Source organism: Klebsiella sp. RHBSTW-00484 (assembly GCF_013705725.1).
GTDB lineage: Bacteria > Pseudomonadota > Gammaproteobacteria > Enterobacterales > Enterobacteriaceae > Klebsiella.
Genome location: NZ_CP055481.1, coordinates 3,998,245 through 4,023,777 on the forward strand (window position 1 = coordinate 3,998,245; position 25,533 = coordinate 4,023,777).

Consider the following 25,533-nt stretch of genomic DNA (forward strand, 5'->3'; position numbering starts at 1 on the left):
GTTTACACGCAATCAGCGCGTAGCCCATCCCTGCTTATGCAGATATTCAAGAATAAACGGGCGACTCTCTTTAACAATAGTACGACGGATATGGTCGCTCCAGGTATCACGACGCGTGTTGCTCCCACGTGACAGATAATACTGCGCCAGCTGCTCGTCATATTCGCTAAGTAGCGCATCGTCTAGCGGCTGATAGCTATTTTCGTGCACCAGCATCGCCGACGGCATACGCGGTTTTACGTCCGGGTTATCCGCGGGCCAGCCAAGGCACAGGCCAAACAGCGGCAGTACGTGCTGCGGCAGCTTCAGCAGTTCGGTCACTGCATCAATATTGTTGCGCAAGCCGCCGATATAGACACCGCCCAATCCCAGAGACTCTGCCGCCACCAGCGCATTCTGCGCCATAATCGCGGTATCAACGCAACCCAGCAGCAACTGTTCCGCCAGTCCCAGTTGGGCATCGGGGCAAATTTGCTGATTGCGATTAAAATCGGCGCAGAACACCCAGAATTCGGCAGCCTGCGCCACGTGCTTCTGACCGCCGCTCATTGTCACCAGCTGTTGACGCAGCTGTGGATCGGTGACACGAATGATTGAGGTACATTGTAAAAAACTGGAGCTGGAAGCCCCCTGTGCACCGGCAATAATCGCAGCGCGCTGTTCATCACTGATAGGCGCGTCGGTAAAATGGCGAATAGAACGGTGGCTACGCAGCAGCTCAATGGTCGGCGTCATCTCGTTTTTCTCTGTCAGACAAGGAAGAAGGTGGGGTTTTGGTTTGCGTCAACTGCGGGGCAATCACTTTCGCCACCCGCCACATTAACGCCACGGCGGCCGGGAGCATCAGCAGGATCCCCGCGAAAATCATCAATAGCGCAGCCGTCGGGCTGGAAAACGGTGCGGGTAGACTGACGTACTGATTGAGCGAGAGCCAGGCCAGCGTCAACAACACCATGCCGAGAATCTCAACCACCAGCACGCTTTTTGGCAATGCAGCGGGCGATCGCATAACACTCCTCCGGTCCAAATAATTCGCACAACCCAGCGAAAACGGGTCACGCAACAGGGCCAGTATAGCGGTTTCATCGCCAGAGTATTTATCAAACATAGCCCTAAACCATCGAAGCAAAAGGCAGAACCTTCTTTCCCTCGTCGGCATAACGCGTCATGATACGCCCCATTCGCCATCAGGCTGAGATTTAAGGAGAGAAACGATGTTTACCGTAATTTTTGGTCGTCCAGGTTGTCCGTATTGCGTTCGCGCCAAAGAACTGGCTGAAAAGTTGACCAATGAGCGTGATGATTTCAACTATCGCTACATTGATATTCACGCCGAAGGCATCAGCAAAGCCGATCTGGAAAAAACCGTGGGCAAGCCGGTAGAAACCGTACCGCAGATTTTTGTCGATCAGAAACACATCGGCGGCTGCACGGATTTTGAAGCCTGGGCGAAAGAGAATCTGGGTCTGTTTGCCTGAGACGACTCAATCTTCTGATGAGTGCTTGCGTCTGGTATCAAGCCAGGCGCAAATAAACAGAAAGCATAACGCGCCAAGCGCGCACCAGAACACCGCGCTAAACAACCACGCCAGCTCCTGCCAGAAAGAACGCTGAGTCACAAAGAAAAGCCGCATTACCACCAGACAAATGGGGGCCGCCAGCATCGCACCGATAAGGGGACGAATAACCCGCTGTCCAGGTGAGAGGCAGCTTGCCGCAGCGCCGGGGAGTAAAAAAAACAGTAGCCCTAGCTCGGGATTACCGGTAGCCCGAAAGGCACCTTTCATATGTAACAGCAGCGATAAACAAACCACAATAAATAGAAAGAACCCACAGATAATACCGGCCCAAGCACGCTCAGATTTCACTACATCCTCCTGATTTTGCCTCTAACCAACTTCCACTTCGTCCAGTCAGATAAAGATTCTGGCAGTCCATTCCAATTAAAGATCCCGCCAGTGCAAAAACGATTGTTACTAGCCGAAGCCTCCAGGAAGGATTAAACTACCGACTATATTTTGCTGGTTATAACGGGATGCCAGAATAGCGTTCGTGACAGCGCGAACACTGGAGCAACCTTAGACCAAATAACCATTTCCTTCAACAACTTACTAGTAAATGAGAAGTTGGCTTTCGTGAATATAAACGTCGCAGATTTGTTAAACGGGAATTACATCCTGTTATTGTTCGTTGTTCTTGCATTAGGTCTTTGCCTCGGGAAACTGCGTCTCGGGTCAGTACAACTTGGTAATTCCATTGGCGTTTTAGTCGTTTCGTTATTATTAGGCCAGCAACATTTTAGTATTAACACTGATGCCCTAAATCTCGGCTTTATGCTGTTTATTTTTTGTGTCGGCGTGGAAGCGGGTCCCAACTTTTTTTCTATTTTTTTTCGCGATGGGAAAAATTACCTGATGCTGGCTCTGGTAATGGTCGGTAGCGCAATGCTGATCGCCATGGGTCTGGGTAAGCTGTTCGGCTGGGATATCGGCCTGACGGCCGGGATGCTCGCCGGGGCAATGACCTCAACCCCGGTGCTGGTCGGCGCTGGCGATACGCTACGCCACTTCGGCATGTCCAGCGAGCAGCTCGCCTCCTCACTCGATCACCTGAGTCTTGGCTACGCTCTGACCTACCTGGTTGGCCTGGTGAGCCTGATTGTTGGCGCTCGCTATATGCCCAAACTACAGCACCAGGATTTGCAAACCAGCGCCCAGCAAATCGCCCGTGAACGTGGCCTCGATAACGATTCCCGGCGCAAGGTCTATCTGCCGGTGATCCGCGCCTATCGCGTCGGCCCGGAGCTGGTGGCATGGGCCGACGGCAAAAACCTGCGCGAGCTGGGTATTTATCGCCAGACCGGCTGCTATATCGAGCGAATTCGCCGTAACGGCATTCTCGCCAACCCAGACGGTGACGCGGTGTTGCAGATGGGCGATGATATCGCGCTGGTAGGCTACCCGGATGCCCATGCCCGTCTCGACCCGAGCTTTCGTAACGGCAAAGAGGTCTTCGACCGCGACCTGCTGGACATGCGCATCGTCACCGAAGAGATCGTGGTCAAAAATCACAATGCCGTGGGCCGTCGTCTGGCGCAGCTGAAGCTGACCGATCACGGTTGCTTCTTAAACCGCGTGATCCGCAGCCAAATCGAAATGCCCATTGACGATAACGTGGTGCTTAATAAGGGCGATGTGTTACAGGTCAGCGGCGATGCGCGTCGCGTTAAAACTGTCGCGGACCGTATCGGCTTTATCTCTATTCACAGCCAGGTGACCGACCTGCTCGCCTTCTGCGCCTTCTTCATCGTTGGCCTGATGATCGGCATGATCACCTTCCAGTTCAGTTCGTTCAGCTTCGGCATCGGTAACGCCGCCGGTCTGTTGTTTGCCGGGATCATGCTCGGCTTCCTGCGAGCTAACCATCCGACGTTCGGCTATATCCCCCAGGGGGCGCTGAATATGGTGAAAGAGTTCGGATTGATGGTGTTTATGGCCGGTGTAGGGCTCAGTGCAGGAGCCGGTATTAATAACGGCCTTGGTGCGGTTGGTGGTCAAATGCTGGCTGCCGGGCTTATCGTCAGCCTGGTGCCGGTGGTTATCTGCTTCCTGTTCGGCGCGTACGTCCTGCGCATGAACCGCGCAATGCTATTCGGCGCGATGATGGGAGCCCGTACCTGTGCGCCAGCGATGGAAATTATCAGCGATACCGCGCGCAGCAACATTCCCGCTCTGGGATACGCCGGAACCTATGCCATCGCTAACGTGTTGTTAACCCTGGCAGGTACGCTGATTGTCATCATCTGGCCGGGGCTACAGTAATTTTTTTCAGAAAAAAAACGCATATTCGCAGAACTTTTTTTACTGGCATCAGTCATAAGTAGTGCCACTGCTTTTCTTTGATGTCCCCATTTTGTGGAGCCCATCAACCCCGCCGCTTAGGTTCAAGGTTGATGGGTTTTTTGTTTTCTGCGCCCCGCTCACTCCCCCGCCAGCCTTCCCACCATCAGCCGAATCGCTTCTCTTGATAGCGGCGCTCTGTCGGTCACGAAATGTAGCGTCATCCCCTCAATGAATGCATCCAGCCCGCGGGCTGTTGCCGGTTCAAACCACTGCTCGAGGGTTTGCTGGCTGCGTAGCATCCAGTTCTGCATCACTGCTTTTAAATTCGGCTGGCTGCTGCAAAAGGCGTAAAGCTGGTACATCAGTTCCATATTGCGCGCGGTGGTAACCTGGGCGCTAAAAATCAGCTCAGCAATGGCGTCACACGCCTCTTCACGGTTGCTTACGTTCGCGAAGAACTGCTGATACTGTACCGACATCTGGCCGGTAAATACGCTGAATGCTTCCTCGACCAGCGCCTCAATACCGCTGAAATAGTAAGTCAGCGAGCCCAGCGGAACACCGGCACAGCTGGCGATTTTGCGATGCGTGACCGCATGAATTCCATGTATAGCAATCGTGTCCAGCGTCGCCTGCAAAATGCGCTCCCGACGCTGTGGGTCGTTCGGTCGACGAGCCATAAGTTTCCCTCTTTTATTCAAATGGACGCATACTCTCACAGCACGCGCTTAAGATATCCCTCAGGCTGAATCGAGTCATTGAGGTCAATAAAAAAGCGGTCAGCAGCAAGCAACCTATATGTACAAATGTACACAACCTTGCTACTGTTGTCTCCATCTCTTCACTCACGGGCATTTACGGATGACAGCACAAACCTCCCGCAGAGCCCTCCAGCTACGGCTGTGGGCGCTCTTCATGTTCTTTTTTATTCCCGGATTACTCATGGCCTCATGGGCAACCCGCACGCCAGCGATTCGCGATTTGCTGACGCTATCCACGGCGGAAATGGGGATTGTATTATTTGGACTATCGATAGGTTCAATGAGCGGAATTCTCTGCTCCGCGTGGCTGGTCAATCGTTTCGGCACCCGTAAAGTCATTCGCGCCACCATGTCCTGCGCGGTGGTAGGGATGCTGGTGCTCAGCGTCGCACTGTGGTTTACATCAGCCGTTCTATTTGCTCTTGGGCTGGCCATCTTTGGTGCCAGCTTTGGCTCAGCCGAGGTGGCGATTAACGTTGAAGGCGCTGCCGTTGAACGTGAAATGAATAAAACCGTCCTGCCGATGATGCATGGCTTCTACAGCTTCGGCACGCTGATCGGTGCCGGGATTGGCATGGCGGTCACCGGTTTCGGCCTGCCCGCCGCGCCGCATATTCTGCTGGCGGCGCTGGTGGCTATCCTCCCTATTGCCATCGCCATTCGCGCCATCCCCGACGGTACCGGCAAAAATGCTGCAGAAGCCGCACGCCACGAAGGAAAAGGACTGCCGGTCTGGCGTGATACCCAACTGTTGCTCATTGGGTTAATCGTGCTGGCAATGGCCTTTGCCGAAGGTTCCGCCAACGACTGGTTACCGCTGCTAATGGTGGATGGTCATGGCTTCAGCCCAACCTCCGGCTCTTTGATTTACGCAGGCTTCACGCTCGGAATGACCATCGGTCGCTTTACCGGCGGTTGGTTTATCGACCGCTACAGCCGGGTAACCGTCGTTCGCGCCAGCGCGGTGATGGGCGCTCTGGGCATTGCGCTGATTATTTTTGTCGATAGCCCGTGGGTCGCCGGCATTTCCGTACTGTTATGGGGCCTCGGCGCTTCGCTGGGCTTCCCGCTGACTATTTCCGCCGCCAGCGATACCGGGCCCGATGCGCCGAAGCGTGTTAGCATCGTGGCAATCACCGGCTACCTCGCCTTTCTCGTCGGCCCGCCGCTGCTGGGCTTCCTCGGCGAGCATTTTGGCCTGCGCAGCGCGATGATGGTCGTTCTGGCGCTGGTCCTGGTGGCGGCACTGGTCGCCCGCGCGGTAGCAAAACCACAACCCGAACCTGTTATGGAGAACAGTTAATGAGCATCAAATTGATTGCGGTAGACATGGATGGCACTTTCTTAAGCGATGCCAAAACCTATAACCGCCAGCGCTTCCTTGCCCAATACCAGCGAATGCGTGAACAAGACATCCGCTTCGTCGTGGCCAGCGGCAACCAGTATTACCAGTTGATTTCGTTCTTCCCTGAGGTAGCCAATGAGATTGCTTTTGTCGCCGAAAACGGCGGCTGGGTGGTCAGCGCCGGGGACGACGTGTTTAACTGCCAAATACCAAAAGCGCATTTCAATACCGTCATAGATCATCTGCAAACGCTAACTGACATTGAAATTATCGCCTGCGGTAAACGCAGCGCTTACACCCTCAATCAATATAACGATGAACTGAAGGCGATCGCGGCAAAGTATTATCATCGCCTTGAACTGGTCGACGACTTTAATCAGATTGATGATGTGATTCTGAAATTCGGCCTCAACGTACCGGATCACTTAATCCCGCAGATGCAGCCGAAACTGCACGCCGCACTGGGTGATATGGTCACCGCGGTGGCTACGGGTTACGGCAGTATCGACCTGATTATTCCTGGGGTACACAAAGCCAACGGCCTGCGCATTTTGCAGGAGCGCTGGGGCATTGAAAACCATGAAGTCGTCGCGTTCGGCGACAGCGGCAACGATATTGAAATGCTGCAACACGCCGGATTCGGTTTTGCGATGGCAAACGCCGCCGCCCCGGTGAAAGCCGTTGCTAGATATGATGCGCCGCACAACAACGAGGAAGGCGTGCTGCATATTATTGATAAAGTGCTTAATCGCGAAGCGCCGTTCGCCTGAGGCGTAACCCGCTGCGGCGCTCAACGTCGCAGCGGGTGATTTTGAAAGTTAGTGAGGATCGTGGGAGCTTCCCACGCTCTTATCCTTCAGGAAGTAGACCGTCATTGCCAGCCACAGCACCCCGCTCAGCAGGTTTAACAAGCTGAAAATCCCGCTACCGCCAGATTCATAAGCATGCTTACTGACTTCAATGCCAACGGTAAAGATCAGCATTTGCAGCATCCCCATCGCCGCAGACACCGTCCCCTTACTCATCTCGCTGGCAAATAGCGTCAGGCGCACCAGCCCGGCGTTGGCCAGACCAATCCCGAACGCGTAAACGCTCAGCCCTGCGGTCATCCACAGATAGGCGTGGGTTGAAGCCACCGTCGCCACCGCGGAGATCAGCAGGCCAATCATAATCGGCCAGCCGCCGAGAATAATCAGCGAACGCACCGTCTTGCGCGAAGTCTGGCGCGCCAGCACCAGATTACCGGCAATCAACGCGCCAAAAATCGGTACCTGAAGCAGGCCATATTCATAGCTGGTCGCCTTCTCGCCGCTGATAATAATCACTGGCGATTGGGCAATCCAGGCCAGCAACGGCAGGCTGACAAAACCGGTCGCCAGCGCTCCGGCTACAAAACGCAGGTTTTTCAGCACCTCACGGTAATCGCGCCCCAACTCTTTTACCGACAGTTTCTCGCCCATCCGGGTGGCGGTTTCCGGCATCGCCCGCTGTAGGCCAACGAAAGCGATAGCCGCCAACACGGCGAACAGGACAAACATCATTTCCCACGGCAGAACGTGAACCCAGGCAGCCCCCACCAGCGGCCCGAGAAGCGGCGCAATCAGCGCAACGTTGGCCATCAGGGCAGTAATTTTGATACAGACCGCCTCTTCGAAAGACTCCTGAATCGCTGCGTAGCCCACTGCGCCGATAAAACAGAGGCTAATGCCCTGCAAAAAGCGCAGCAGCGTAAACTGCTCAATAGTTTGCGCCAGCAGCGTCGCCAGGCAGGTCACGATAAACCACACGACGCCGGTCAGCATCACCGGACGGCGGCCGATACGGTCCGACAGCGGCCCCAGCAGCCACTGTAAAAACATACCGCCGGCCAGATAAGCGGTCATCGAGGTCGGAACCCACTCATTGCCAACGCCGAACTCTTCCACCACCGAGAGCATTCCCGGTTGGATCATGTCGTTGCCGATATAAGTGGAAAATTCGTATAGCACCAGGCACAGCGGAAACAGCAAGGCCTGACGTCCGAGGCGCTTGCCCGAAAGCGAATAATTCTGCATGAAATCTCTTATTTAAATAAAACCGCGCAAAGTTTAATGAAAGTCGAGCCGGTGAGGTAGCGAATTGTGAGCGACAACGAAAAATAGCGCTACTCAGGTAACAACATCGCCATCAGCAAATGAAAAGCCAACTGTATATATTTCGTTTATGTTTCAATTAGATTACAGACTATATACTCTCCATTGCAGTCTGTTAACGAAGGCACAAATACGCATAAATTCGTAACAGACTGATAATTAAGACAATACTGCTTTACCTCATCGCTGCCCTTTTTTAAGGTAGGCGGCTTATTGCTGACGGACTAAAGAGCCTGGATGTATGCTGGAAAATATCAACTACGCGCTGTTTGCATTGCTCAATGCAACGCCTGATTCCCCGTGGTGGGCGATTGAAGTGGCGACTTTTATTGCCAAAGACCTGATTATTCTTGTGCCATTACTCGTATTAGCCCTATGGCTATGGGGGCCCAATCAGCGCCAGTTGGTATTTAAGGTCATGATGGCGTTAGCTATTAGCCTCACGCTTTCATGGATATTCGGCCTTCTCTTTCCACACGAACGTCCGTTTGCCGCTGGTGTCGGCTATAACTTCCTGCACCATTCGTCGAATAACTCTTTCCCGAGCAACCACGGTACCATCTGCTTTACCTTTGCGCTGGCCTTTATGTTCTGGCATCGATGGTGGTCTGGCGCATTGATCCTCGGTATCGCCTGCGCAATCGCCTGGTCCCGGGTTTATCTCGGCGTCCACTGGCCGATGGACATGCTGGGGGGACTGCTGACCGCCATGAGCGCCTGCCTTAGCGCCCAGCTATTGTGGCATAGCGGAGGACATAGCCTTTACCAGCATCTACAGCGACTGTACCGCCTGTTTTTTTCGTTGCCAATCCGCAAAGGCTGGGTGCGCGGATAATCTTATTCCTGATAAACCCATCGCGTAGTCACGGCGCTATTCCACCGCGTGACTAACCCTCTTTCGGCAGGTAAAATCGCCGCTGACGCCCTGTCGATGCAGGGCGCTTTGAGCTTAGAGGGAATATGGAAACTCGTCGTGACGAACGCATCAGCCAGCTTATTCAGGCACTCAAGCGCAGTGATAAACTCCATCTAAAAGAAGCAGCAACCCTGCTTGGTGTGTCAGAAATGACCATTCGTCGCGATCTCAATGGTCATAATGGTCCGGTGGTGCTGCTCGGCGGTTACATTGTGCTGGAGCCGCGTAGCGCCACGCACTATCTGTTAAGCGACCAAAAAACGCGCCTGGTCGATGAGAAGCGACGCGCCGCCCGCCACGCCGCCAAACTGTTAGAGCCTCATCAGATGGCCTTTTTCGACTGCGGAACGACCACGCCGTGGATCATCGACGCCATCGACAACGCCCTGCCCTTTACTGGCGTGTGCTATTCGCTCAATACCTTTCTTTCCCTTCAGGATAAGCCCCAGTGTCGGGCGATTTTATGCGGCGGCGAATTCCACGCCAGCAACGCGATTTTTAAACCTCTGAGCCTTCAGGATACGCTGAGCCATCTTTGCCCGGATATCGCGTTTTATTCAGCGGCCGGGATTGACTGCGAGCAGGGCGCGACCTGTTTTAATCTGGAAGAGCTGCCGGTCAAACACTGGGCGATGAAAAGCGCTCGCTACCACGTGCTGGTGGTCGATCACAGTAAATTCGGTAAAGTTCGGCCGGCGAGAATGGGCGATTTAGCGCAGTTTGATGTGATTGCCAGCGACGTTTGTCCGGATGACGACCTACAGGCGCTGGCGAAAGAAAAACAGATTTCACTACTCTACTAACCGCGCCCGCAGGGCGCGGCCTGCATCTTAAGAGAACCAGCTACCGAACCAGCCGTGCAGTTTCATCAGCACGAAATCAACCATCCGGCTAAAGAAACCACCTTCGTTTACCGCTTCCATCACCATCAGCGGTCGCTGCTCAATGGTCTTATCATTGAGTTTAAAGTCGATAGTGCCCACGACCTGGCCTTTGGTCAGCGGCGCGGTCAGCTGCGTTTCGTTCAGGGTGTAGCTGGCCTTCAGGTTTTTCAGCTGTCCTTTCGGCAGCGTAATGGAACCGGCCTCGCCCGCGCCTAACTTCGCTTCGCTGCTATCACCAAACCAGACGCGTTGGGTAATAAAGGTGGCATCCGGTTTAATCGGCGTTACGGTTTCATAGAAGCGGAAGCCCCAGGTCAGCAGTTTTTCTGACTCATTAAAACGGATGCGGTCAGTTTTGGTTCCAAGTACCACAGCAATCAGGCGCATATCATTGCCCTGAGTTGCGGAAGAAACCAGGTTATAACCCGCACCTGCGGTGGTTCCTGTTTTCACACCGTCGGCATTAAAGCTGGTGCTCCACAGCAGCCGATTGCGGTTTGGCTGACGAATTTTGTTAAAAGTGAACTCTTTTTCTTTATGAATGGCGTACTCTTCCGGCACGTCATGGATCATCGCTTTAGTCAGCAGCGCCATATCACGAGCGGTGCTGAACTGCCCCGGCGCATCCAGACCGTGCACGGTCATAAAGGTGGTATTAGTCAGGCCCATCTTCTGCGCATAACCGTTCATCAGGCTGACGAACGCATCCTGACTTCCCGCCACGTAGTCGGCAATCGCGATGCTGGCATCGTTGCCGGACTGAATGATTACGCCCTTATTCAGGTCTTCGACCGAGACCTGCATGCCCGGCTTAAGGAACATCACCGACGAACCGCGCAGCGCCGGGTTACCGGTTGCCCACGCATCACGCCCGATGGTCACCATGTCGGTGGACTTAATCTTGCCCGCCTTTAACGCCTGGCCGACGACGTAGCTGGTCATGATTTTGGTCAGGCTCGCCGGGTCGAGTTTTTCATCAGCATTGCCTTCGCTGAGCACTTTGCCACTGGCATAGTCCATCAGGATCCAGGCTCGCGCGTCAATCGACGGCGCATCGGGGAGTTGTTCCGCAGCCTGCACCGCAGGCGCAACGAGAAGTAAAAGCGCGCAGCCTGCCGCGAGGCCGCGAAGGGAAAAAGCATCATGCGTCATAAGAGCCACCCAAGTATCCTTTCCAAACAAAAATATGCCGCAACACTCTTTCGGCGCCGCAGCAGCCGGTGAGTAAAGCGTACAAATGACCTTAAAGAAACAGCGAGTTGGTAAAGTTTTTAAAGTTTACGCAATAACCTCACGCCCTGCCGCAAACAGAGCAATTTTTTTGATCGTGGTTGCCTATACCCAAAATAATTCGAGTTGCACAAAGGCGGCAACGCAGGGAGTCCCCAGGAGCTTACTCCAGTAAGTGACTGGGGTGAGCGAGGAAAGCCAACACATGTGCAACTTGAAGTATGACGGGGATATATATTAACTTTATTCCAACATGAATGCTCATCACGCTGCAATGGCGGCTAAATAAAAGGCAGGAGCGGATATCATTACGCTATGGGGCAGAAATAACTCGACCAATGTGAAGAAAGTGCGCTGGGTGCTGGAAGAGCTTGATCTCCCGTATCAGCAAATTCTGGCGGGACTGGAGTTCGGCCTGAACCATGACCCGGCGTATCTGGCCATGAACCCCAATGGCCTGGTGCCGCTGTTAAAAGATGAGTCCACCGACATCGTGCTTTGGGAATCGAATACTATTATTCGCTATCTGGCCGCGCAATATGGTCAGAATCGCCTGTGGGTAGAGTCGCCGGCATTGCGTGCCCAGGGTGACAAATGGATGGACTGGTCCAACGGTTCGCTCTCTCCTGCTCATCGGCCCATTCTGATGGGGCTGGTCAGAACACCGCCGGAAAAGCGCGATCCCGTCGCAATTGAAGCGGGCATTGCCGCCTGCGAGGTGCTGTTCGCCATTCTTGATGATGAACTGGCGCACCATCCGTGGCTCTCGGGAGATGCCTTCGGCCTGGGCGATATTGCCGTCGCGCCGTTCGTATACAACCTGTTGGAAAGCGTAAAAACCTGGCAACCGCGCCCGCACCTGCAGCGCTGGTATCAGCAGATTAACGAGCGTCAGGCCTGGCGCAATGTGGTAATGATCCCTGTCACCTGATTTAGCCTGCCGGACTCACCTTCAGCAGTTCGCCGTTGGACTCGTCGGTTAACACATACAGATAACCGTCGGGTCCAACGCGCACATCACGGATACGCTTCCCGCGATCGGCCAAAATGCGTTCCTCTTCAGTGGCTTTATCGCCATCCACCTTCAATACAATCAGCGACTGATCCTTCAGCGCACCGATAAACAACCGGTGTTGCCACTGCGGGAAGGTCGCTGCGTCGTAGAAAGCCATCCCGCTCACCGCCGGAGATTTTTCCCAAACAAACAGCGGAGCTTCGGTTCCAGCCACCGCCTTGCCTTTGGCTTCCGGTATCGGCAGACCACTATAATTGATGCCGTGCGTCGCCAGTGGCCAGCCGTAGTTTTTCCCCTTTTGCGGGATATTAATCTCATCACCACCGCGTGGACCGTGTTCATTCAACCACAGCGTATCGCTCCACGGATTCATCGCCATCCCCTGTGGATTACGAATACCGTAAGACCAGATTTCCGGCCTGACGCCCGGCTTACCGATAAAAGGGTTATCAGTGGGGACTTTGCCATCAGCCGTCAGACGGACCACTTTTCCCTGAAGTTTATCCAGATCCTGAGCTGTCGAACGCTGGTTATTTTCCCCAAGTCCGATAAACAGATGACCGTGGCCGTCGAACACCATCCGTCCGCCAAAATGGTTGCCGGTAGAGAGTTTTGGCTGCTGGCGGAAAACGACCTGGAAGTTTTCCAGGCGCTTGAGATCCTCGCTTAATCGGCCATAGCCGACGGCGGTCCCCGCTTTGCCATCATTGCCACCTTCGGCATAGCTCAGCCAGACGCGTCGCGACTGGGAAAAGTCCGGCGCTAATACGACGTCCAGCAGCCCCCCCTGACCGTTGGCCCATACCTGCGGAACGCCAGATAACGCCGAAGACAACCCTTTGTTAGGTTGCCAGAGCTTAAGCTCGCCGCCGCGCAGGGTTATTAGTATACCTTTATCATCAGGCAGAAAGGCCAGCGCCCACGGGTGTTCAAGCTGATTCTGCAACACCTCTACGCGCTCCTGGGCGGCAAAGGTTGCGGCGGGTAACAACAACGCGGTAAGGGCTATCAGGGTGACGGTCTGGCGCATGGCACTCTCCTTTTGTCAGCAATGGGATAAGGGTAGCCAGCGTGGGGAGGCGGGAAGGGATTTTTACATAACATTAATCAGGGGGAGCAGGCTCCCCCTTATCTCAGGCAGGGTGAACAGGCGCTGAATCATTCAATTTATGAATATTTAGCGTCAATACTGCCAGGCAGCGTTCCAGCTTCTCTACGTTAACCGCAATGTAGGATGGGCAATCATGATGCCCGGTCATCAGGCATACCGCCGCAGAGGCGATGGCTTCACCCGCAAGTCGCAGGGCTTCCTTCTCCTCCGGCGCGATGGCGTGCTGCAAGCGCGGAGCGCGTTCACGCATTTCATGACACAGTTCAAACAGGTTATCACGCAGATGGTCATTTTCGCTGACCGACATATAGCCTTTCGCTTTTCGCAACTGTAAATAAGCATCAAGATCAATATTGGCATTAATCAGCTTATTCATAAGGTTACGATATAGTTTGTCAACAGTCATCATAGCTCCTCCTCTGTCGTCCTTTACCATAATTATAATATGGTCATTTTTCGTACAAAACGATGAGGAAGATCAATAAATACCAGCCTATTAACATCATTTACAATGTTACAACGATAGGTAAAATCCTTCCCTGCGTTCAGACAGTCCCCAAAGCAAAAAACAATAAAAATGTTATACGCTCCCATAAGAATACAATTTTCAACCTGGCGATGAACAATCATTTATTGCAGCAATGATCACAAAACGGCGTCATGCTTATTGCCTGAAAAGTCTGCCGGGTGTCATATCATGCCAATAAATGTATTACGTATAACATTCAAAAACAACAGCAAGCAGCTCGATCCTGTTTGCAACCTTTATCTCTATCGCTTGAAGGAACTGAAATGATTACGCCCGGCAAAAGAAACTATATCTTGTTGAGTCTTTTCGATTTCCTCTATCTGTTCGCCTGGTCATCGACCATGGCGTTTTTTGTTATCTGGACCACTCAACACCTCGGGATTAGTGCGACCAAAACCGGCCTGCTCTATTCGGTCAACGCCTTTATCGCCTTGCTGATGCAGCCCTTCTTCGGTTTTATTTCCGACAAGTTTGGCCTGAAAAAGCGGCTGATCTGGATCCTGGTCGCAATGCTGCTGCCGGTTGGCCCGTTCTTTATCTATTTATATGCGCCGCTACTGGTACACAGCTTCTGGCTAGGGGCACTGCTTGGCGGGGTATACCTGGGGATTATTTTCAACTCCGGCTGCGGGGTGATTGATTCGTATATCGATAAAATCTCGCGCCGCTATCAGTTCGAATATGGTCGCGTGCGGATGTGGGGATCGTTAGGCTGGGCGGCTGCAGCGTGGATCGTCGGCAAATATATCGACAGCAATCCGAACCTTGCTTTCTGGCTGGCCAGCTTCGCCATCGTTATCGCGGCAATCTGTTTTATGCTGACTAAGGTCGAATTGACCGAAGCGGAAATGCAAAAAACCAGCGCGCTGAAAGTTTCGCATGCCCTGGAACTGGCCAAGAACGGTCAGTTCTGGATGCTGCTGGTGTTTACCCTTTTCGTTACGCAAATCTACGACACCTATGACCAGCAGTTCGCTCAATACTTTTCTCTGCAGTTCCCGACGCCGGAAGAAGGCAACCGTTGGTACGGGATTCTGGCTTCCATTCAGGTGTGCGGCGAAACGCTGTTTTTATGCCTGATGCCGTGGTTTGTTAACCGCACCGGCGCGAAGTGGGCGTTGATCATTGCCGGGCTGATTATGTCAGTGCGTATCGTCGGCTCTGCTATCCCGCTTGGTCCGGTGTGGATCGGCGCGGTCAAAATGATGCATGCGCTGGAAAAACCGCTGATTCTGGTTTCGGTGTTTAAATTTATCGCCGCCAACTTCGACAACAAACTGTCATCGACGGTTTACCTGTTGGTGCTGTTTGTCGCCTCTATCGCCACCGCGATTTACTCACCATTGGCGGGATATTTGTACGACACCATTGGCTTTGCGCACACGTATTACATTCTGGGCGGCATCGCCGGGCTGTTTACACTGATCTCGATATTTACCCTTCGCGATAACCGGGAGCCGACCTCCCCCGGAACAGCGCCAGGTACAGGGGTGACGCAAGCGCAGTAATTTTCACGCCCGGGATATTCTCCCGGGCTTTTTCATCATTAAGCATGTCGTTGCTATACTCTTTTCCCCAAAGATCTGTAAAATCCCTGCCCTGACCATTCCAATAATTGAACACTTTTTAAGCTATGAGCAATGTCACCCATCAGCCGAAAATCGGCTTTGTCTCTCTGGGCTGCCCGAAAAATCTCGTGGACTCAGAACGTATCCTGACCGAACTGCGCACCGAAGGGTATGACGTGGTTCCAACCTACGATAACGCCGATATGGTTATCGTAAACACCTGCGGCTTTATTGATAGCGCCGTGCAGGAGTCGCTGGAAGCGATTGGCGAAGCGCTGAAAGAAAATGGCAAAGTGATTGTCACCGGTTGCCTGGGCGCGAAAGAAGATCAGATCCGTGAAGTCCATCCGAAGGTGCTGGAAATTACCGGCCCGCACAGCTACGAGCAGGTGCTGGAACACGTCCACCACTACGCGCCGAAGCCAAAACATAACCCGTTCCTGAGCCTTGTGCCGGAACAGGGCGTTAAGCTGACGCCGCGTCATTACGCCTACTTAAAAATTTCTGAAGGCTGCAACCATCGCTGCACCTTCTGCATTATCCCGTCAATGCGCGGCGACCTGGTCAGCCGTCCGATTGGTGAAGTGCTGGCGGAAGCCAAACGCCTGGCCGATGCCGGGGTCAAAGAGCTGCTGGTGATTTCTCAGGACACTTCCGCCTACGGCGTCGATGTGAAGCACCGCAGCGGTTTCCACAACGGTATGCCGGTAAAAACCAGCATGGTAAGCCTGTGCGAAGAGCTGGCTAAACTCGGTATCTGGGTGCGCCTGCACTACGTCTACCCGTACCCACATGTTGATGATGTCATCCCGCTGATGGCGGAAGGCAAAATTCTGCCGTATCTGGATATTCCGCTGCAGCACGCCAGCCCGCGTATTCTCAAAATGATGAAACGCCCTGGCTCCGCTGACCGTCAGTTGGCGCGTATCAAACAGTGGCGCGAAGTCTGCCCTGAGCTGACCCTGCGCTCGACCTTTATCGTCGGCTTCCCGGGCGAAACGGAAGAAGATTTCCAGATGCTGCTCGATTTCCTGAAAGAGGCCCGTCTCGACCGCGTTGGCTGCTTCAAGTACAGCCCGGTGGAAGGTGCGACCGCTAACGAACTGGCGGACCAGGTGCCAAAAGAGGTTAAAGAAGAGCGCTGGAACCGCTTTATGCAACTTCAACAGCAGATCTCCGCCGAGCGCCTGCAAGAGAAAGTGGGCCGCGAAATTATGGTCCTGATCGATGAAGTTGATGAAGAAGGCGCGATTGGCCGCAGCATGGCGGATGCACCGGAAATCGACGGCGCGGTCTACCTGAATGGCGAAAGCAAAGTTAAACCGGGTGACGTTGTGCGGGTGAAAGTCGAACACGCCGATGAATACGACCTGTGGGGTAGCCGGGTTTAATTCCTTCCTCTAAACGTGTCCCGGATTGCGGCGCCAACGCGCCTTATCCGGGCTACAAAATCCTCGAACGCCTACCCCTTTATCTTCGGATCCAGCGCATCGCGCAGGCCGTCCCCTAGCAGATTAAACGCCAGCACCGTCAGAAAAATGGCAATCGCCGGGAACAGCGCCACGTGCGGAGCCATCACCATATCCGCTCGCGCCTCGTTCAGCATCGCGCCCCACTCAGGGGTCGGCGGCTGCGCACCCAGACCGAGGAACGACAGGCTGGCGGCGGAGATAATGGATACCCCGATGCGCATGGTGAAATAGACCACAATCGACGATACCGTGCCGGGCAAGATATGGCTAAACAGGATATTAGCGTCGCTGGCGCCGATACTGCGCGCCGACTCGATAAAGGTCTGCTGCTTGAGCACCAGCGTATTGCCGCGCACCAGACGGGCAAATGCCGGGATTGAAAAGATCGCCACCGCGATAATCACATTCGACATCCCGCTGCCCATGACCGCTACCACGGCAATCGCCAGCAGAATACCGGGGAACGCAAACAGCACGTCGCAGATGCGCATAATGATGCGATCCCACCAGCCTTCGTAATATCCCGCCAGCAGCCCGAGCACGGTGCCAATAACCGCGCCGATTAATACCGCGAACACCCCGGCAGCCAACGAGATCTGCGCCCCCACCAGCACCCGGCTAAAGATATCCCGCCCTAATGAATCGACACCGAACCAGTGCATCATTGACGGGCCGTCGTTAAGCCGATCGTAGTCAAAGTAGTTTTCCGCGTCGAACGGCGCAATCCACGGCGCAACGACCGCAACCGCAATCAGCAGCAGCACAAATATCCCCGCTCCCATCGCCACCGGCTGGCGACGAAAACGTCGCCAGAACTCATGCCACGGCGTGCGTATCTGCCCGGGTTTAATCCCCGGCATCGCGTTGATAACCGCTTGTCTTCTCCAGTTGAGCAATCGCACCTTACTTGTACCTGATAGCTGGGTTAATGGCGGCATAGAGTACGTCCACCACTAAATTGATAAGAATAAACTCCAGCGAAAACAGCAGCACTTCCGCCTGAATCACCGGATAGTCGCGCATCTCGACGGAGTCCACCAGCAGACGCCCAAGCCCAGGCCAGTTAAAGACTTTCTCCACCACGATAGACCCACCGAGCAGAAAGCCAAACTGTAACCCCATCATGGTGACCACCGGGATCATCGCATTGCGCAGGCCGTGCTTAAGCACCACCAGCGTCTCGCTAACCCCTTTCGCCCGGGCAGTGCGCATGTAGTCTTCATGCAGAACATCGACGAACGAGGCGCGGGTAAAGCGCGCCATCACCGCCGCCACCGCCGCTCCGAGCGTCAACGAAGGCAGAATATAGTGCCGCCAGCTGTCGGCGCCCACCGTCGGCAGCCAGCCCAGCTCAACGGAAAACACCTGCATCAGCAACATGCCAAGCGCGAACGCCGGGAACGAGATCCCGGTCACCGCCAGCGCCATGCCTAAACGATCCGGCCAGCGATTGCGCCAGACTGCCGCCACAATTCCCGCCGCCATACCAAACACCACCGCCCAACTCATGCTGGCGAGCGTTAGCCAGAACGTCGGCATAAACCGGCTGGCGATTTCGCTGCTTACCGGACGGCGCGAAGCCATCGAGGTGCCGAAATCTCCCTGCAAAATATTGGTGATATAGTGCCAGAACTGCACGTATAGCGGCTGATCGAGCCCCAGTTGCTGGCGGACCATTCCAACCACCTGCGCATCGGCTTCCGGCCCGGCAATTAGCCGCGCCGGATCGCCGGGCAGCATATGCACGAACAGAAACACCAACACCGCCACAATCAGCAGCGTAGGGATCAGCCCCAGCAGGCGTTTAATCACATAATTGAGCATGCTTCTCCTTGCGTGAAGTCCCCGCGGCCTGCGCCCGGGGAACCGCAGCTATCTACTTTAGATCCGCCTGTTCAAAGCTAAACCCGGTATCCGGTTGGATATAAAAACCAGTCAGGTTTTTACTGTGCGCTGAGACCAGTTTTTCCACCACCAACGGCACCCACGGAGACTCTTTCCAGATAGTATCCTGCGCGTCTTTATACAGCCGCGTTTTCTCCTTCACGTCGGTCGTTTTCAACGCCTCGTTGAGGTCTTTATCGACCTGAGGATTGCTGTAGAAAGCCGTGTTGAACAGGGTCGGCGGCCAATTTTGCGAAGCGAACAGCGGCGACAGCGCCCAGTCGGCTTCACCCGTCGAGGCCGTCCAGCCGGTATAGAACATCCGCACGCCGCTCTCTTTCTGCCCTTTACCTTCCACTTCCGCTGCGCGCTGGCCCGCATCCATCGCCGTCAACTGCGCCTTGATGCCCACCTGCGCCAGCTGCTGCTGGGTAAATTGCAGCACTTTCTGCGCCGTGCTGTGATTATGCGACGACCACAGCGTGGTGTTGAAACCGTTAGGATATCCCGCTTCTTTCAGCAGCTCACGCGCTTTAGCCGGGTCATACGGCCACGCGGTGTAGCTTTCAGCATAGGCAATAGAGGGCGGCACCACGCCAGTCGCGGGGGTGGCATAGCCCGCAAAGGCCACTTTCACCAGCGCCTGGCGGTTGATGGCGTAGTTAATCGCCTCGCGCACTTTAGGATTATCAAACGGTTTTTGCGTCACGTTCATGCTGATATAGCGCTGCATAATTGACGGGCTGGCCACCAGCTCCAGCTTGCTGTTTTTCTCCAGCAGCGGCGCCTGCTCGTAAGGGATCGGGAAAGCAAATTGCGCTTCACCGGTCTGCAACATTGCCGCACGGGTATTGTTATCCACCACCGGACGCCAGGTAATGGAATCCAGCTTCGGCAACCCCTGCTGCCAGTAACCGGCGAACTTCGTCACTTTAACAAAATCGGTCTGGTTCCAGGTATCAAGCTGATAAGGCCCGGTACCCACCGGATGAAAACCAATCTCTTTACCGTATTTCTTCAGCGCTGCCGGGGAAATCATCGCCGTCGCCGGGTGGGCCAGGATATTAATAAACGCCGAGAAGGGCTGCGTGAGGGTGATTTTCACCGTTGTCGGATCTACCGCTTCGGTGCTGGCGATATTTTTATACAGGTTATAGCGCTTGAGATGATTTTCCGGATTGCTGGCACGATCGAGGTTAGCCTTCACCGCTTCGGCATTAAACTCGGTACCGTCCTGGAACTTCACGCCCGGATGCAGCTTAACGGTATACACCAGCCCGTCCGGGGAAACGGTATAGCTCTCCGCCAGCACATTCTGCAATTTCATCTCTTTATCAAGGCCAAATAGCCCTTGATAGAAGGACTTAGCCACCGCCTGCGACAGCGTGTCGTTAGCATCGTATGGGTCGAGGGTCGTGAAGTTAGAACCGACCGCTACCACTATATCTTTTGCGGCAAAGGCCGGAGTTGTCGCCAGCGCCGAAGCGACGCCCAGCGCCAACAGCCATTTGCCTGAAACGCGTTGAGTCATGTTGTTCTCCTGAAATGCTGCGTTATTGGTGTCGTTGTTATCGTGCCAGTACGTCAGCGGCGGGTTCTCTGGCGACAAAATGTCCCGGGCCTACCTGTTGTAACGGCGTACTGATCCCCTCTTCTCCCCGCTTGTAGATATTGCCCGGCAGCTCGTCAGAGAGCAGCACGCGCTGCGGGTGACGATGTGCCGGGTCGGCAACCGGTACGGCAGCCATCAATTTACGGGTATAGGGGTGCTGCGGGTTTTCGAACACGGCGCGCCGCGGGCCAATCTCGACAATCCGCCCGCGATACATCACCGCCACGCGGTGGCTGATGCGCTCAACCACCGCCATGTCGTGGGAAATAAACAGAAACGCGATGCCCATTTCGCGCTGTAAATCGAGCATCAGGTTGATGATTTGCGCGCGAATCGACACGTCCAGCGCCGATACCGATTCGTCGGCGATAACCACCTTTGGATTGAGCGCCAGCGCGCGGGCAATACAGATGCGCTGCCGCTGGCCGCCAGAAAACTCGTGTGGATAGCGCCATGCGTGCTCCGGCTCCAGCCCGACGCGCTCCAGCAGCCAGGCCACTCGCTCACGCGCGGCATCACCTTCCAGCAGCCGATGCACGCGCAGCGGCTCCATAATCGAATACCCCACCGTTTGCCGTGGGTCGAGAGAAGCGTAAGGATCCTGGAAGATAAACTGAATATCACGGCGCAGCGCCTGAAGCTTGCTGCCTGCCAGAGTATCAATACGCTGACCGTTAAACGTAATACTCCCACCCTGGGTTTCCACTAGCCGCAGCAGCGCCCGGCCGGTGGTTGATTTACCACAACCGGACTCGCCCACCAGGCTTAAGGTTTCACCAGGCCATAAATCAAAGCTGACTTTTTCCACCGCATGTACCTCGCGGGTAACGCGGTTGAGAATGCCGCTGCGTAGCGGAAAGCGCGCCACCAGATCGCGGACTTTAAGAATGGGTTCTCCAGCAACAACGGTATTCTGACCCTCTTCCGGCGCGCTTTGGTTGAAGAGTGGGAAGCGACGCGGCAAATCGCTGCCGCTCATCGCGCCCAATCGCGGTACCGCTGCCAGCAGCGCCTGGGTATAGGGGTGTTTTGGCGCACGGAAAATCTCTTCGACGCTGCCCGTTTCCACCGCTTCACCGCGATACATCACCAGCACCCGATCGGCAATATCGGCGACCACGCCCATATCGTGGGTAATAAAGATAACGCCCATCGCCATCTCTTTTTGCAGGACGGCAATCAGCTGTAAAATCTGCGCCTGGATAGTCACATCCAGCGCGGTCGTGGGTTCGTCGGCAATCAGCACCGCCGGACGGCACGACAGCGCCATGGCGATCATCACGCGCTGACGCATCCCACCGGAAAGCTGATGCGGATAACGCGACAGCATCGCTTCAGCTTCCGGGATCCGCACCTGATCGAGCATCTTTTTGGCCTCACGCAGCGCCTCATCATGCTTTAACCCCTGATGCAATCGTATTGATTCAGCGATCTGCTCACCGATGGTGAACACCGGGTTCAGCGAGGTCATCGGCTCCTGAAAGATCATCGCCATATCCGCACCGCGCACGCTGCGCATCTCGGATGCGGATTGTTCACTGAGCGAAATGACCTGTCGGTTACGACGACGTAGCAGCAGCTGATCGCTGCGCACTTCGCTGGTCGCCGAATCAAGCAGACGCATCAGCGCCAGCGACGTTACCGATTTACCCGATCCAGACTCACCGACAATCGCCAGCGTCTCGCCGCGCCGTAGGGTGAACGAGAGGTGACGAACGGCAGAAAAAGCCTGCTGCTGCTGAGTAAACGAAACGTTCAGATCGCGTACCAGCAGAACATCATTAGCATCGATTTCCAGACTATGCGGCAACGCCCTTTCCTCTTATTCGCGATAAATTCCAATCGTGGGCGTATCGCCCGCGTAACACCAGGCACGGTACATACCTTCGCTATTAAATGGCAATACTACGTTGCCTTCTCTGTCGACCGCAATCAGGCCGCCGCTGCCGCCCAGCGCCGGGAGTTTCTCCATCACCACCCGCTCGCACGCGTCGTGCAAACTGAGATTGCTGTACTCCATCAGCGCCGAAATATCATAGGCTGCTAGCGTTCGCATAAACACCTCGCCGGTACCGGTACAGGAGACGGCAACGCTGGCGTTATTGGCATAGCAACCAGCTCCCGGCAGCGGGCTATCGCCGACGCGTCCCGGCAGCTTATTGGTCATACCACCGGTGGAGGTTGCCGCCGCGAGATTGCCCGCCAGATCCAGCGCCACCGCGCCGACGGTGCCCATTTTATGCCGCTCATCCAACGGGGCAGCATGGTGGTCGAGCACGATATCATCGCCCTCCTGCGCCTGACGTAGCTGCAACAGGCGCTCAGGCGTCGAAAACAGGGCGTTATCCACCCGCCTCATACCGTGGGAAGCGGCAAAAACTTCTGCGCCCTCACCAATCATCAGCACATGCGGACTTTGCTCCAGCACCAGACGCGCCGCCAGCACCGGATTACGTAAATGCTTAACTCCGGCCACTGCTCCCACCTGTAAACTGTAACCATCCATGACGCAGGCATCGAGTTCATGAGTGGTATCGCGGGTAAATACGGAGCCTATACCGGCGTTAAATAACGGACACTCCTCCAGCAGTCGCACCGCTTCGGTTACCGCATCCAGCGCGCTGGCCCCGGCCGCCAGCATTTTTTGCCCGCTATCGACAATCGCCGACAGCGCCGCCACGTACTCCCGCTCGCGTTCCGGCGTCAACTGCGTGCGGGTAATTGCCCCAGCACCGCCATGAATTGCTATAACCGCCTTGCCCATTACGCCATTCCTTAACGATAAAGTGTATATACACACCATCATTCGAGATGCATCGAGGCGGCAAGAGAACGACAAATTCGTCGGGAACGAATTTGTACAGCCGCAGGCTGCCCTCGGAGAGAGGCATGGATGCCTCTCATACAATCCCCGGGAGCATAGATAACTATGTGACTGGGGTTTCTGAGCACAGCCAACAAAGAGGCAGCTTGAAGGATAACGTGTATAAATATCATTATCTTGCTGACTGTCCTATACCATTTTTGAATATAGAAAGAGCAGGCGGTGATGTAAAGCTTGTACCCTGGTGGGATATAGCCTGCTTCTCTTTTCTGCCATAATAGGCGTTTTCGATGTTTGCCCGCAGGAGAAACCCATGGATTTTACCGCCGGACTGATGCCACTCGACACAGCCCTGACCCAGATGCTCAATCGCATTACGCCGCTGAATGCGACGGAAACCGTACCGCTGTTGCAGGCCTTTTCGCGCGTGACCGCCCATGATCTCGTTTCGCCTCTCGACGTTCCTGGTTTTGATAACTCGGCGATGGACGGTTATGCCGTTCGCCTGGCTGAACTCACCGATGGCACGGTGCTGCCGGTGGCAGGCAAGGCTTTTGCCGGTCAGCCTTTTAACGACGTCTGGCCCGCAGGCACCTGTATCCGCATTATGACCGGCGCGCCGGTACCGGAAGGCTGCGATGCGGTGGTGATGCAGGAGCAAACCGAACAAAGCGACGGCGGAGTGCGCTTTATCGCTCAGGTAAAAAGTGGGCAAAATATTCGTCGTCGTGGCGAAGATATTGCCAACGGCGCGGTCGTCTTCCCTGCGGGAACCCGCCTGACCGTCGCCGAAGTGCCGGTGCTGGCTTCGCTGGGGATTGCGGAAGTCGACGTGGTGCGTAAAGTGCGCGTTGCGGTGTTCTCCACCGGCGATGAGCTTCAGCTTCCAGGACAACCGCTTGCCGACGGGCAGATTTACGACACCAACCGCCTGGCGGTACACCTGATGCTGCAAGAGCTGGGCTGTGAGGTCGTTAACCTCGGCATTATTCCCGACGACCCGGCTAAACTGCGCGAAGTCTTTATTCAGGCTGACCAGCAGGCCGATGTGGTGATTAGCTCCGGCGGCGTCTCCGTCGGCGAAGCAGATTACACCAAAGAGATCCTCGAAGAGCTGGGTGAAATCGGCTTCTGGAAGCTGGCTATCAAGCCGGGCAAACCTTTCGCTTTCGGCAAGCTCAACCACAGCTGGTTCTGCGGCCTGCCGGGCAACCCGGTTTCCGCTGCGCTGACTTTTTATCAGTTGGTGCAGCCGCTGCTGGCGAAACTCTCCGGCAACGTCGGACAAACCCAGCCTATGCGCCTGCGCGTACGCGCCGCTTCACGGCTGAAAAAATCGCCGGGCCGCCTCGATTTTCAGCGCGGCGTGCTGCAACGCAACCCGGACGGTGAACTGGTCGTTAGCAGCACCGGTCATCAGGGTTCGCACATCTTCAGTTCATTCAGCCTCGGCAACTGTTTTATCGTGCTGGAACGCGAGCGCGATAACGTTGAAGCGGGTGAATGGGTAGAGGTTGAGCCCTTTAACCATCTTTTCGGGGGGCTGTAATGGGCGTGGAGCTGAGCGATGCAGAGATGCTGCGCTACAACCGGCAAATCATCCTGCGCGATTTCGATTTTGACGGCCAGGAGCAGCTAAAAGCCTCCAGAGTGCTGGTGGTTGGCCTTGGCGGATTGGGCTGCGCCGCCGCGCAGTATCTGGCGGCTGCAGGCGTCGGCCTGCTTACCCTGCTTGATTTCGACACCGTGTCGCTCTCTAACCTCCAGCGCCAGACTCTGCACAGCGATGCCACCATCGGCCAGCCGAAGGTCGACTCCGCCCGCGCTACGCTTGCACGCATTAACCCCAACGTTCAGCTCATGCCACTAAACGCACTGCTGGAAGAAGAGGCGCTGTGGGCGCAAATCGCCGCCCACGATCTGGTGCTCGACTGTACCGACAACGTCGCCATTCGCAACCAGCTCAATGCCGGGTGTTTCCGGCATAAAACCCCGTTGGTCTCCGGCGCGGCGATTCGTATGGAAGGGCAAATCAGCGTCTTTACATATCAGGAAGATGAGCCCTGCTACCGCTGCCTGAGCCGTCTGTTTGGCGAAAACGCCCTTACCTGCGTCGAAGCCGGAGTGATGGCGCCGCTGGTCGGTACCATCGGTTCGCTTCAGGCAATGGAAGCCATCAAGGTTCTGACCCGTTACGGCAGCCCTGCTACGGGTAAAATAGTTATGTACGACGCCATGCGCTGCCAGTTTCGCGAAATGAAACTGATGCGTAATCCACAGTGTGAGGTGTGTGGTACACCTTAACCCTTCTCCGGCGGGCCTTGCCGCCGGATTATTTGTGACCGCTCGCAACTTTTTTGCTCCCGCTTTTATCCCCCACTCTGCTTGTTGATTTATATCAATACAAC

24 protein-coding genes are annotated in these 25,533 nt (G+C 55.1%); 11 read left to right on the top strand and 13 right to left on the bottom strand.

What is annotated here, in order from left to right; all coding sequences use genetic code 11:
* Positions 1 to 12: 12 nt before the first annotated feature.
* Together nfsA and HV213_RS18940 are read right to left on the bottom strand one after the other, a co-directional pair.
* Positions 13 to 735, bottom strand: coding sequence for a nitroreductase NfsA (nfsA, locus tag HV213_RS18935; protein ID WP_181482885.1), 723 nt, complete (start codon positions 733 to 735; stop codon positions 13 to 15).
* Positions 719 to 1,009, bottom strand: a complete 291-nt coding sequence (locus HV213_RS18940; RefSeq protein WP_181482886.1) for a YbjC family protein — start codon at positions 1,007 to 1,009, stop codon at positions 719 to 721. The genes nfsA and HV213_RS18940 overlap by 17 nt, the downstream gene beginning before the upstream one ends.
* Positions 1,010 to 1,214: 205 nt before the next feature.
* Between HV213_RS18940 and HV213_RS18945 the strand changes: the two genes are divergently transcribed.
* Positions 1,215 to 1,478: a GrxA family glutaredoxin gene (locus HV213_RS18945; protein WP_110275282.1), complete on the top strand. Its 264-nt coding sequence runs from the start codon at positions 1,215 to 1,217 to the stop codon at positions 1,476 to 1,478.
* Positions 1,479 to 1,484: 6 nt separating this feature from the next.
* On the opposite strand, the gene ybjM is transcribed toward HV213_RS18945, so the two are convergent.
* Positions 1,485 to 1,868 carry an inner membrane protein YbjM gene (gene ybjM, locus HV213_RS18950; RefSeq protein ID WP_110275284.1) on the bottom strand — a complete coding sequence of 128 codons (384 nt, stop codon included), beginning with the start codon at positions 1,866 to 1,868 and terminating at the stop codon, positions 1,485 to 1,487.
* 267 nt (positions 1,869 to 2,135) lie between these two features.
* On the opposite strand from ybjM, the gene HV213_RS18955 reads away from it, so the two are divergent.
* A complete protein-coding gene (locus HV213_RS18955) occupies positions 2,136 to 3,821 on the top strand; it encodes an aspartate:alanine antiporter (RefSeq protein ID WP_181482887.1) in 1,686 nt (561 codons plus the stop codon).
* A 158-nt stretch (positions 3,822 to 3,979) separates the two neighbouring features.
* On the opposite strand, the gene HV213_RS18960 is transcribed toward HV213_RS18955, so the two are convergent.
* Complete coding sequence (locus HV213_RS18960; protein ID WP_181482888.1) at positions 3,980 to 4,522, bottom strand: TetR/AcrR family transcriptional regulator; 543 nt, start codon at positions 4,520 to 4,522, stop codon at positions 3,980 to 3,982.
* Between the two features lie 181 nt (positions 4,523 to 4,703).
* On the opposite strand from HV213_RS18960, the gene HV213_RS18965 reads away from it, so the two are divergent.
* Positions 4,704 to 5,906, top strand: coding sequence for an MFS transporter (locus HV213_RS18965; protein WP_181482889.1), 1,203 nt, complete (start codon positions 4,704 to 4,706; stop codon positions 5,904 to 5,906).
* On the top strand, positions 5,906 to 6,718 hold the full coding sequence (locus HV213_RS18970; RefSeq protein ID WP_181482890.1) for a Cof-type HAD-IIB family hydrolase: 813 nt from the start codon (positions 5,906 to 5,908) through the stop codon (positions 6,716 to 6,718). The genes HV213_RS18965 and HV213_RS18970 overlap by 1 nt, the downstream gene beginning before the upstream one ends.
* A 48-nt stretch (positions 6,719 to 6,766) precedes the next feature.
* On the opposite strand, the gene HV213_RS18975 is transcribed toward HV213_RS18970, so the two are convergent.
* A complete protein-coding gene (locus HV213_RS18975) occupies positions 6,767 to 8,002 on the bottom strand; it encodes an MFS transporter (protein WP_181482891.1) in 1,236 nt (411 codons plus the stop codon).
* 319 nt (positions 8,003 to 8,321) lie between these two features.
* Here HV213_RS18975 and ybjG point away from each other — a divergent pair, with 319 nt between their 5' ends.
* Positions 8,322 to 8,915, top strand: a complete 594-nt coding sequence (ybjG, locus tag HV213_RS18980) for an undecaprenyl-diphosphate phosphatase (RefSeq protein WP_181482892.1) — start codon at positions 8,322 to 8,324, stop codon at positions 8,913 to 8,915.
* A gap of 125 nt (positions 8,916 to 9,040) precedes the next feature.
* Positions 9,041 to 9,799 (top strand): DNA-binding transcriptional repressor DeoR, encoded by a 759-nt coding sequence (gene deoR, locus HV213_RS18985; RefSeq protein ID WP_110275304.1) that lies wholly within the window; start codon positions 9,041 to 9,043, stop codon positions 9,797 to 9,799.
* 27 nt (positions 9,800 to 9,826) lie between these two features.
* Here deoR and dacC read toward each other — a convergent pair whose 3' ends face one another.
* Positions 9,827 to 11,032: a serine-type D-Ala-D-Ala carboxypeptidase gene (gene dacC, locus HV213_RS18990; RefSeq protein WP_181486453.1), complete on the bottom strand. Its 1,206-nt coding sequence runs from the start codon at positions 11,030 to 11,032 to the stop codon at positions 9,827 to 9,829.
* Positions 11,033 to 11,414: 382 nt separating this feature from the next.
* On the opposite strand from dacC, the gene HV213_RS18995 reads away from it, so the two are divergent.
* The gene (locus tag HV213_RS18995; protein ID WP_181486454.1) at positions 11,415 to 12,041 is read left to right on the top strand and encodes a glutathione S-transferase family protein; all 627 of its coding nucleotides are present in this window, start codon (positions 11,415 to 11,417) and stop codon (positions 12,039 to 12,041) included.
* A 1-nt stretch (position 12,042) separates the two neighbouring features.
* On the opposite strand, the gene HV213_RS19000 is transcribed toward HV213_RS18995, so the two are convergent.
* Together HV213_RS19000 and bssR are read right to left on the bottom strand one after the other, a co-directional pair.
* Positions 12,043 to 13,155: a PQQ-dependent sugar dehydrogenase gene (locus HV213_RS19000; RefSeq protein WP_181482893.1), complete on the bottom strand. Its 1,113-nt coding sequence runs from the start codon at positions 13,153 to 13,155 to the stop codon at positions 12,043 to 12,045.
* 103 nt (positions 13,156 to 13,258) lie between these two features.
* Positions 13,259 to 13,642, bottom strand: coding sequence for a biofilm formation regulator BssR (bssR, locus tag HV213_RS19005; RefSeq protein ID WP_181486455.1), 384 nt, complete (start codon positions 13,640 to 13,642; stop codon positions 13,259 to 13,261).
* A 389-nt stretch (positions 13,643 to 14,031) separates the two neighbouring features.
* Between bssR and HV213_RS19010 the strand changes: the two genes are divergently transcribed.
* Positions 14,032 to 15,273 carry an oligosaccharide MFS transporter gene (locus HV213_RS19010; RefSeq protein WP_181421831.1) on the top strand — a complete coding sequence of 414 codons (1,242 nt, stop codon included), beginning with the start codon at positions 14,032 to 14,034 and terminating at the stop codon, positions 15,271 to 15,273.
* Positions 15,274 to 15,398: 125 nt separating this feature from the next.
* Positions 15,399 to 16,724, top strand: coding sequence for a 30S ribosomal protein S12 methylthiotransferase RimO (rimO, locus tag HV213_RS19015; RefSeq protein ID WP_181482894.1), 1,326 nt, complete (start codon positions 15,399 to 15,401; stop codon positions 16,722 to 16,724).
* Positions 16,725 to 16,795: 71 nt separating this feature from the next.
* Here the strand turns inward: rimO and gsiD are convergent, their stop codons facing one another.
* The 5 genes from gsiD to iaaA are packed head-to-tail and all read right to left on the bottom strand — an operon-like array spanning position 16,796 to position 23,065.
* Positions 16,796 to 17,707, bottom strand: coding sequence for a glutathione ABC transporter permease GsiD (gsiD, locus tag HV213_RS19020; protein WP_110275315.1), 912 nt, complete (start codon positions 17,705 to 17,707; stop codon positions 16,796 to 16,798).
* Position 17,708: 1 nt separating this feature from the next.
* Positions 17,709 to 18,629: a glutathione ABC transporter permease GsiC gene (gene gsiC / locus HV213_RS19025; RefSeq protein ID WP_110275317.1), complete on the bottom strand. Its 921-nt coding sequence runs from the start codon at positions 18,627 to 18,629 to the stop codon at positions 17,709 to 17,711.
* A gap of 52 nt (positions 18,630 to 18,681) precedes the next feature.
* Positions 18,682 to 20,220 (bottom strand): glutathione ABC transporter substrate-binding protein GsiB, encoded by a 1,539-nt coding sequence (gene gsiB / locus HV213_RS19030; RefSeq protein WP_181482895.1) that lies wholly within the window; start codon positions 20,218 to 20,220, stop codon positions 18,682 to 18,684.
* A gap of 37 nt (positions 20,221 to 20,257) precedes the next feature.
* A complete protein-coding gene (gene gsiA, locus HV213_RS19035; RefSeq protein WP_181482896.1) occupies positions 20,258 to 22,111 on the bottom strand; it encodes a glutathione ABC transporter ATP-binding protein GsiA in 1,854 nt (617 codons plus the stop codon).
* A 12-nt stretch (positions 22,112 to 22,123) separates the two neighbouring features.
* The gene (gene iaaA, locus HV213_RS19040; protein ID WP_181482897.1) at positions 22,124 to 23,065 is read right to left on the bottom strand and encodes a beta-aspartyl-peptidase; all 942 of its coding nucleotides are present in this window, start codon (positions 23,063 to 23,065) and stop codon (positions 22,124 to 22,126) included.
* 373 nt (positions 23,066 to 23,438) lie between these two features.
* On the opposite strand from iaaA, the gene moeA reads away from it, so the two are divergent.
* Together moeA and moeB are read left to right on the top strand one after the other, a co-directional pair.
* Positions 23,439 to 24,674 carry a molybdopterin molybdotransferase MoeA gene (moeA, locus tag HV213_RS19045; protein WP_181482898.1) on the top strand — a complete coding sequence of 412 codons (1,236 nt, stop codon included), beginning with the start codon at positions 23,439 to 23,441 and terminating at the stop codon, positions 24,672 to 24,674.
* A complete protein-coding gene (moeB, locus tag HV213_RS19050; RefSeq protein WP_181482899.1) occupies positions 24,674 to 25,429 on the top strand; it encodes a molybdopterin-synthase adenylyltransferase MoeB in 756 nt (251 codons plus the stop codon). The genes moeA and moeB overlap by 1 nt, the downstream gene beginning before the upstream one ends.
* Positions 25,430 to 25,533: the final 104 nt, after the last annotated feature.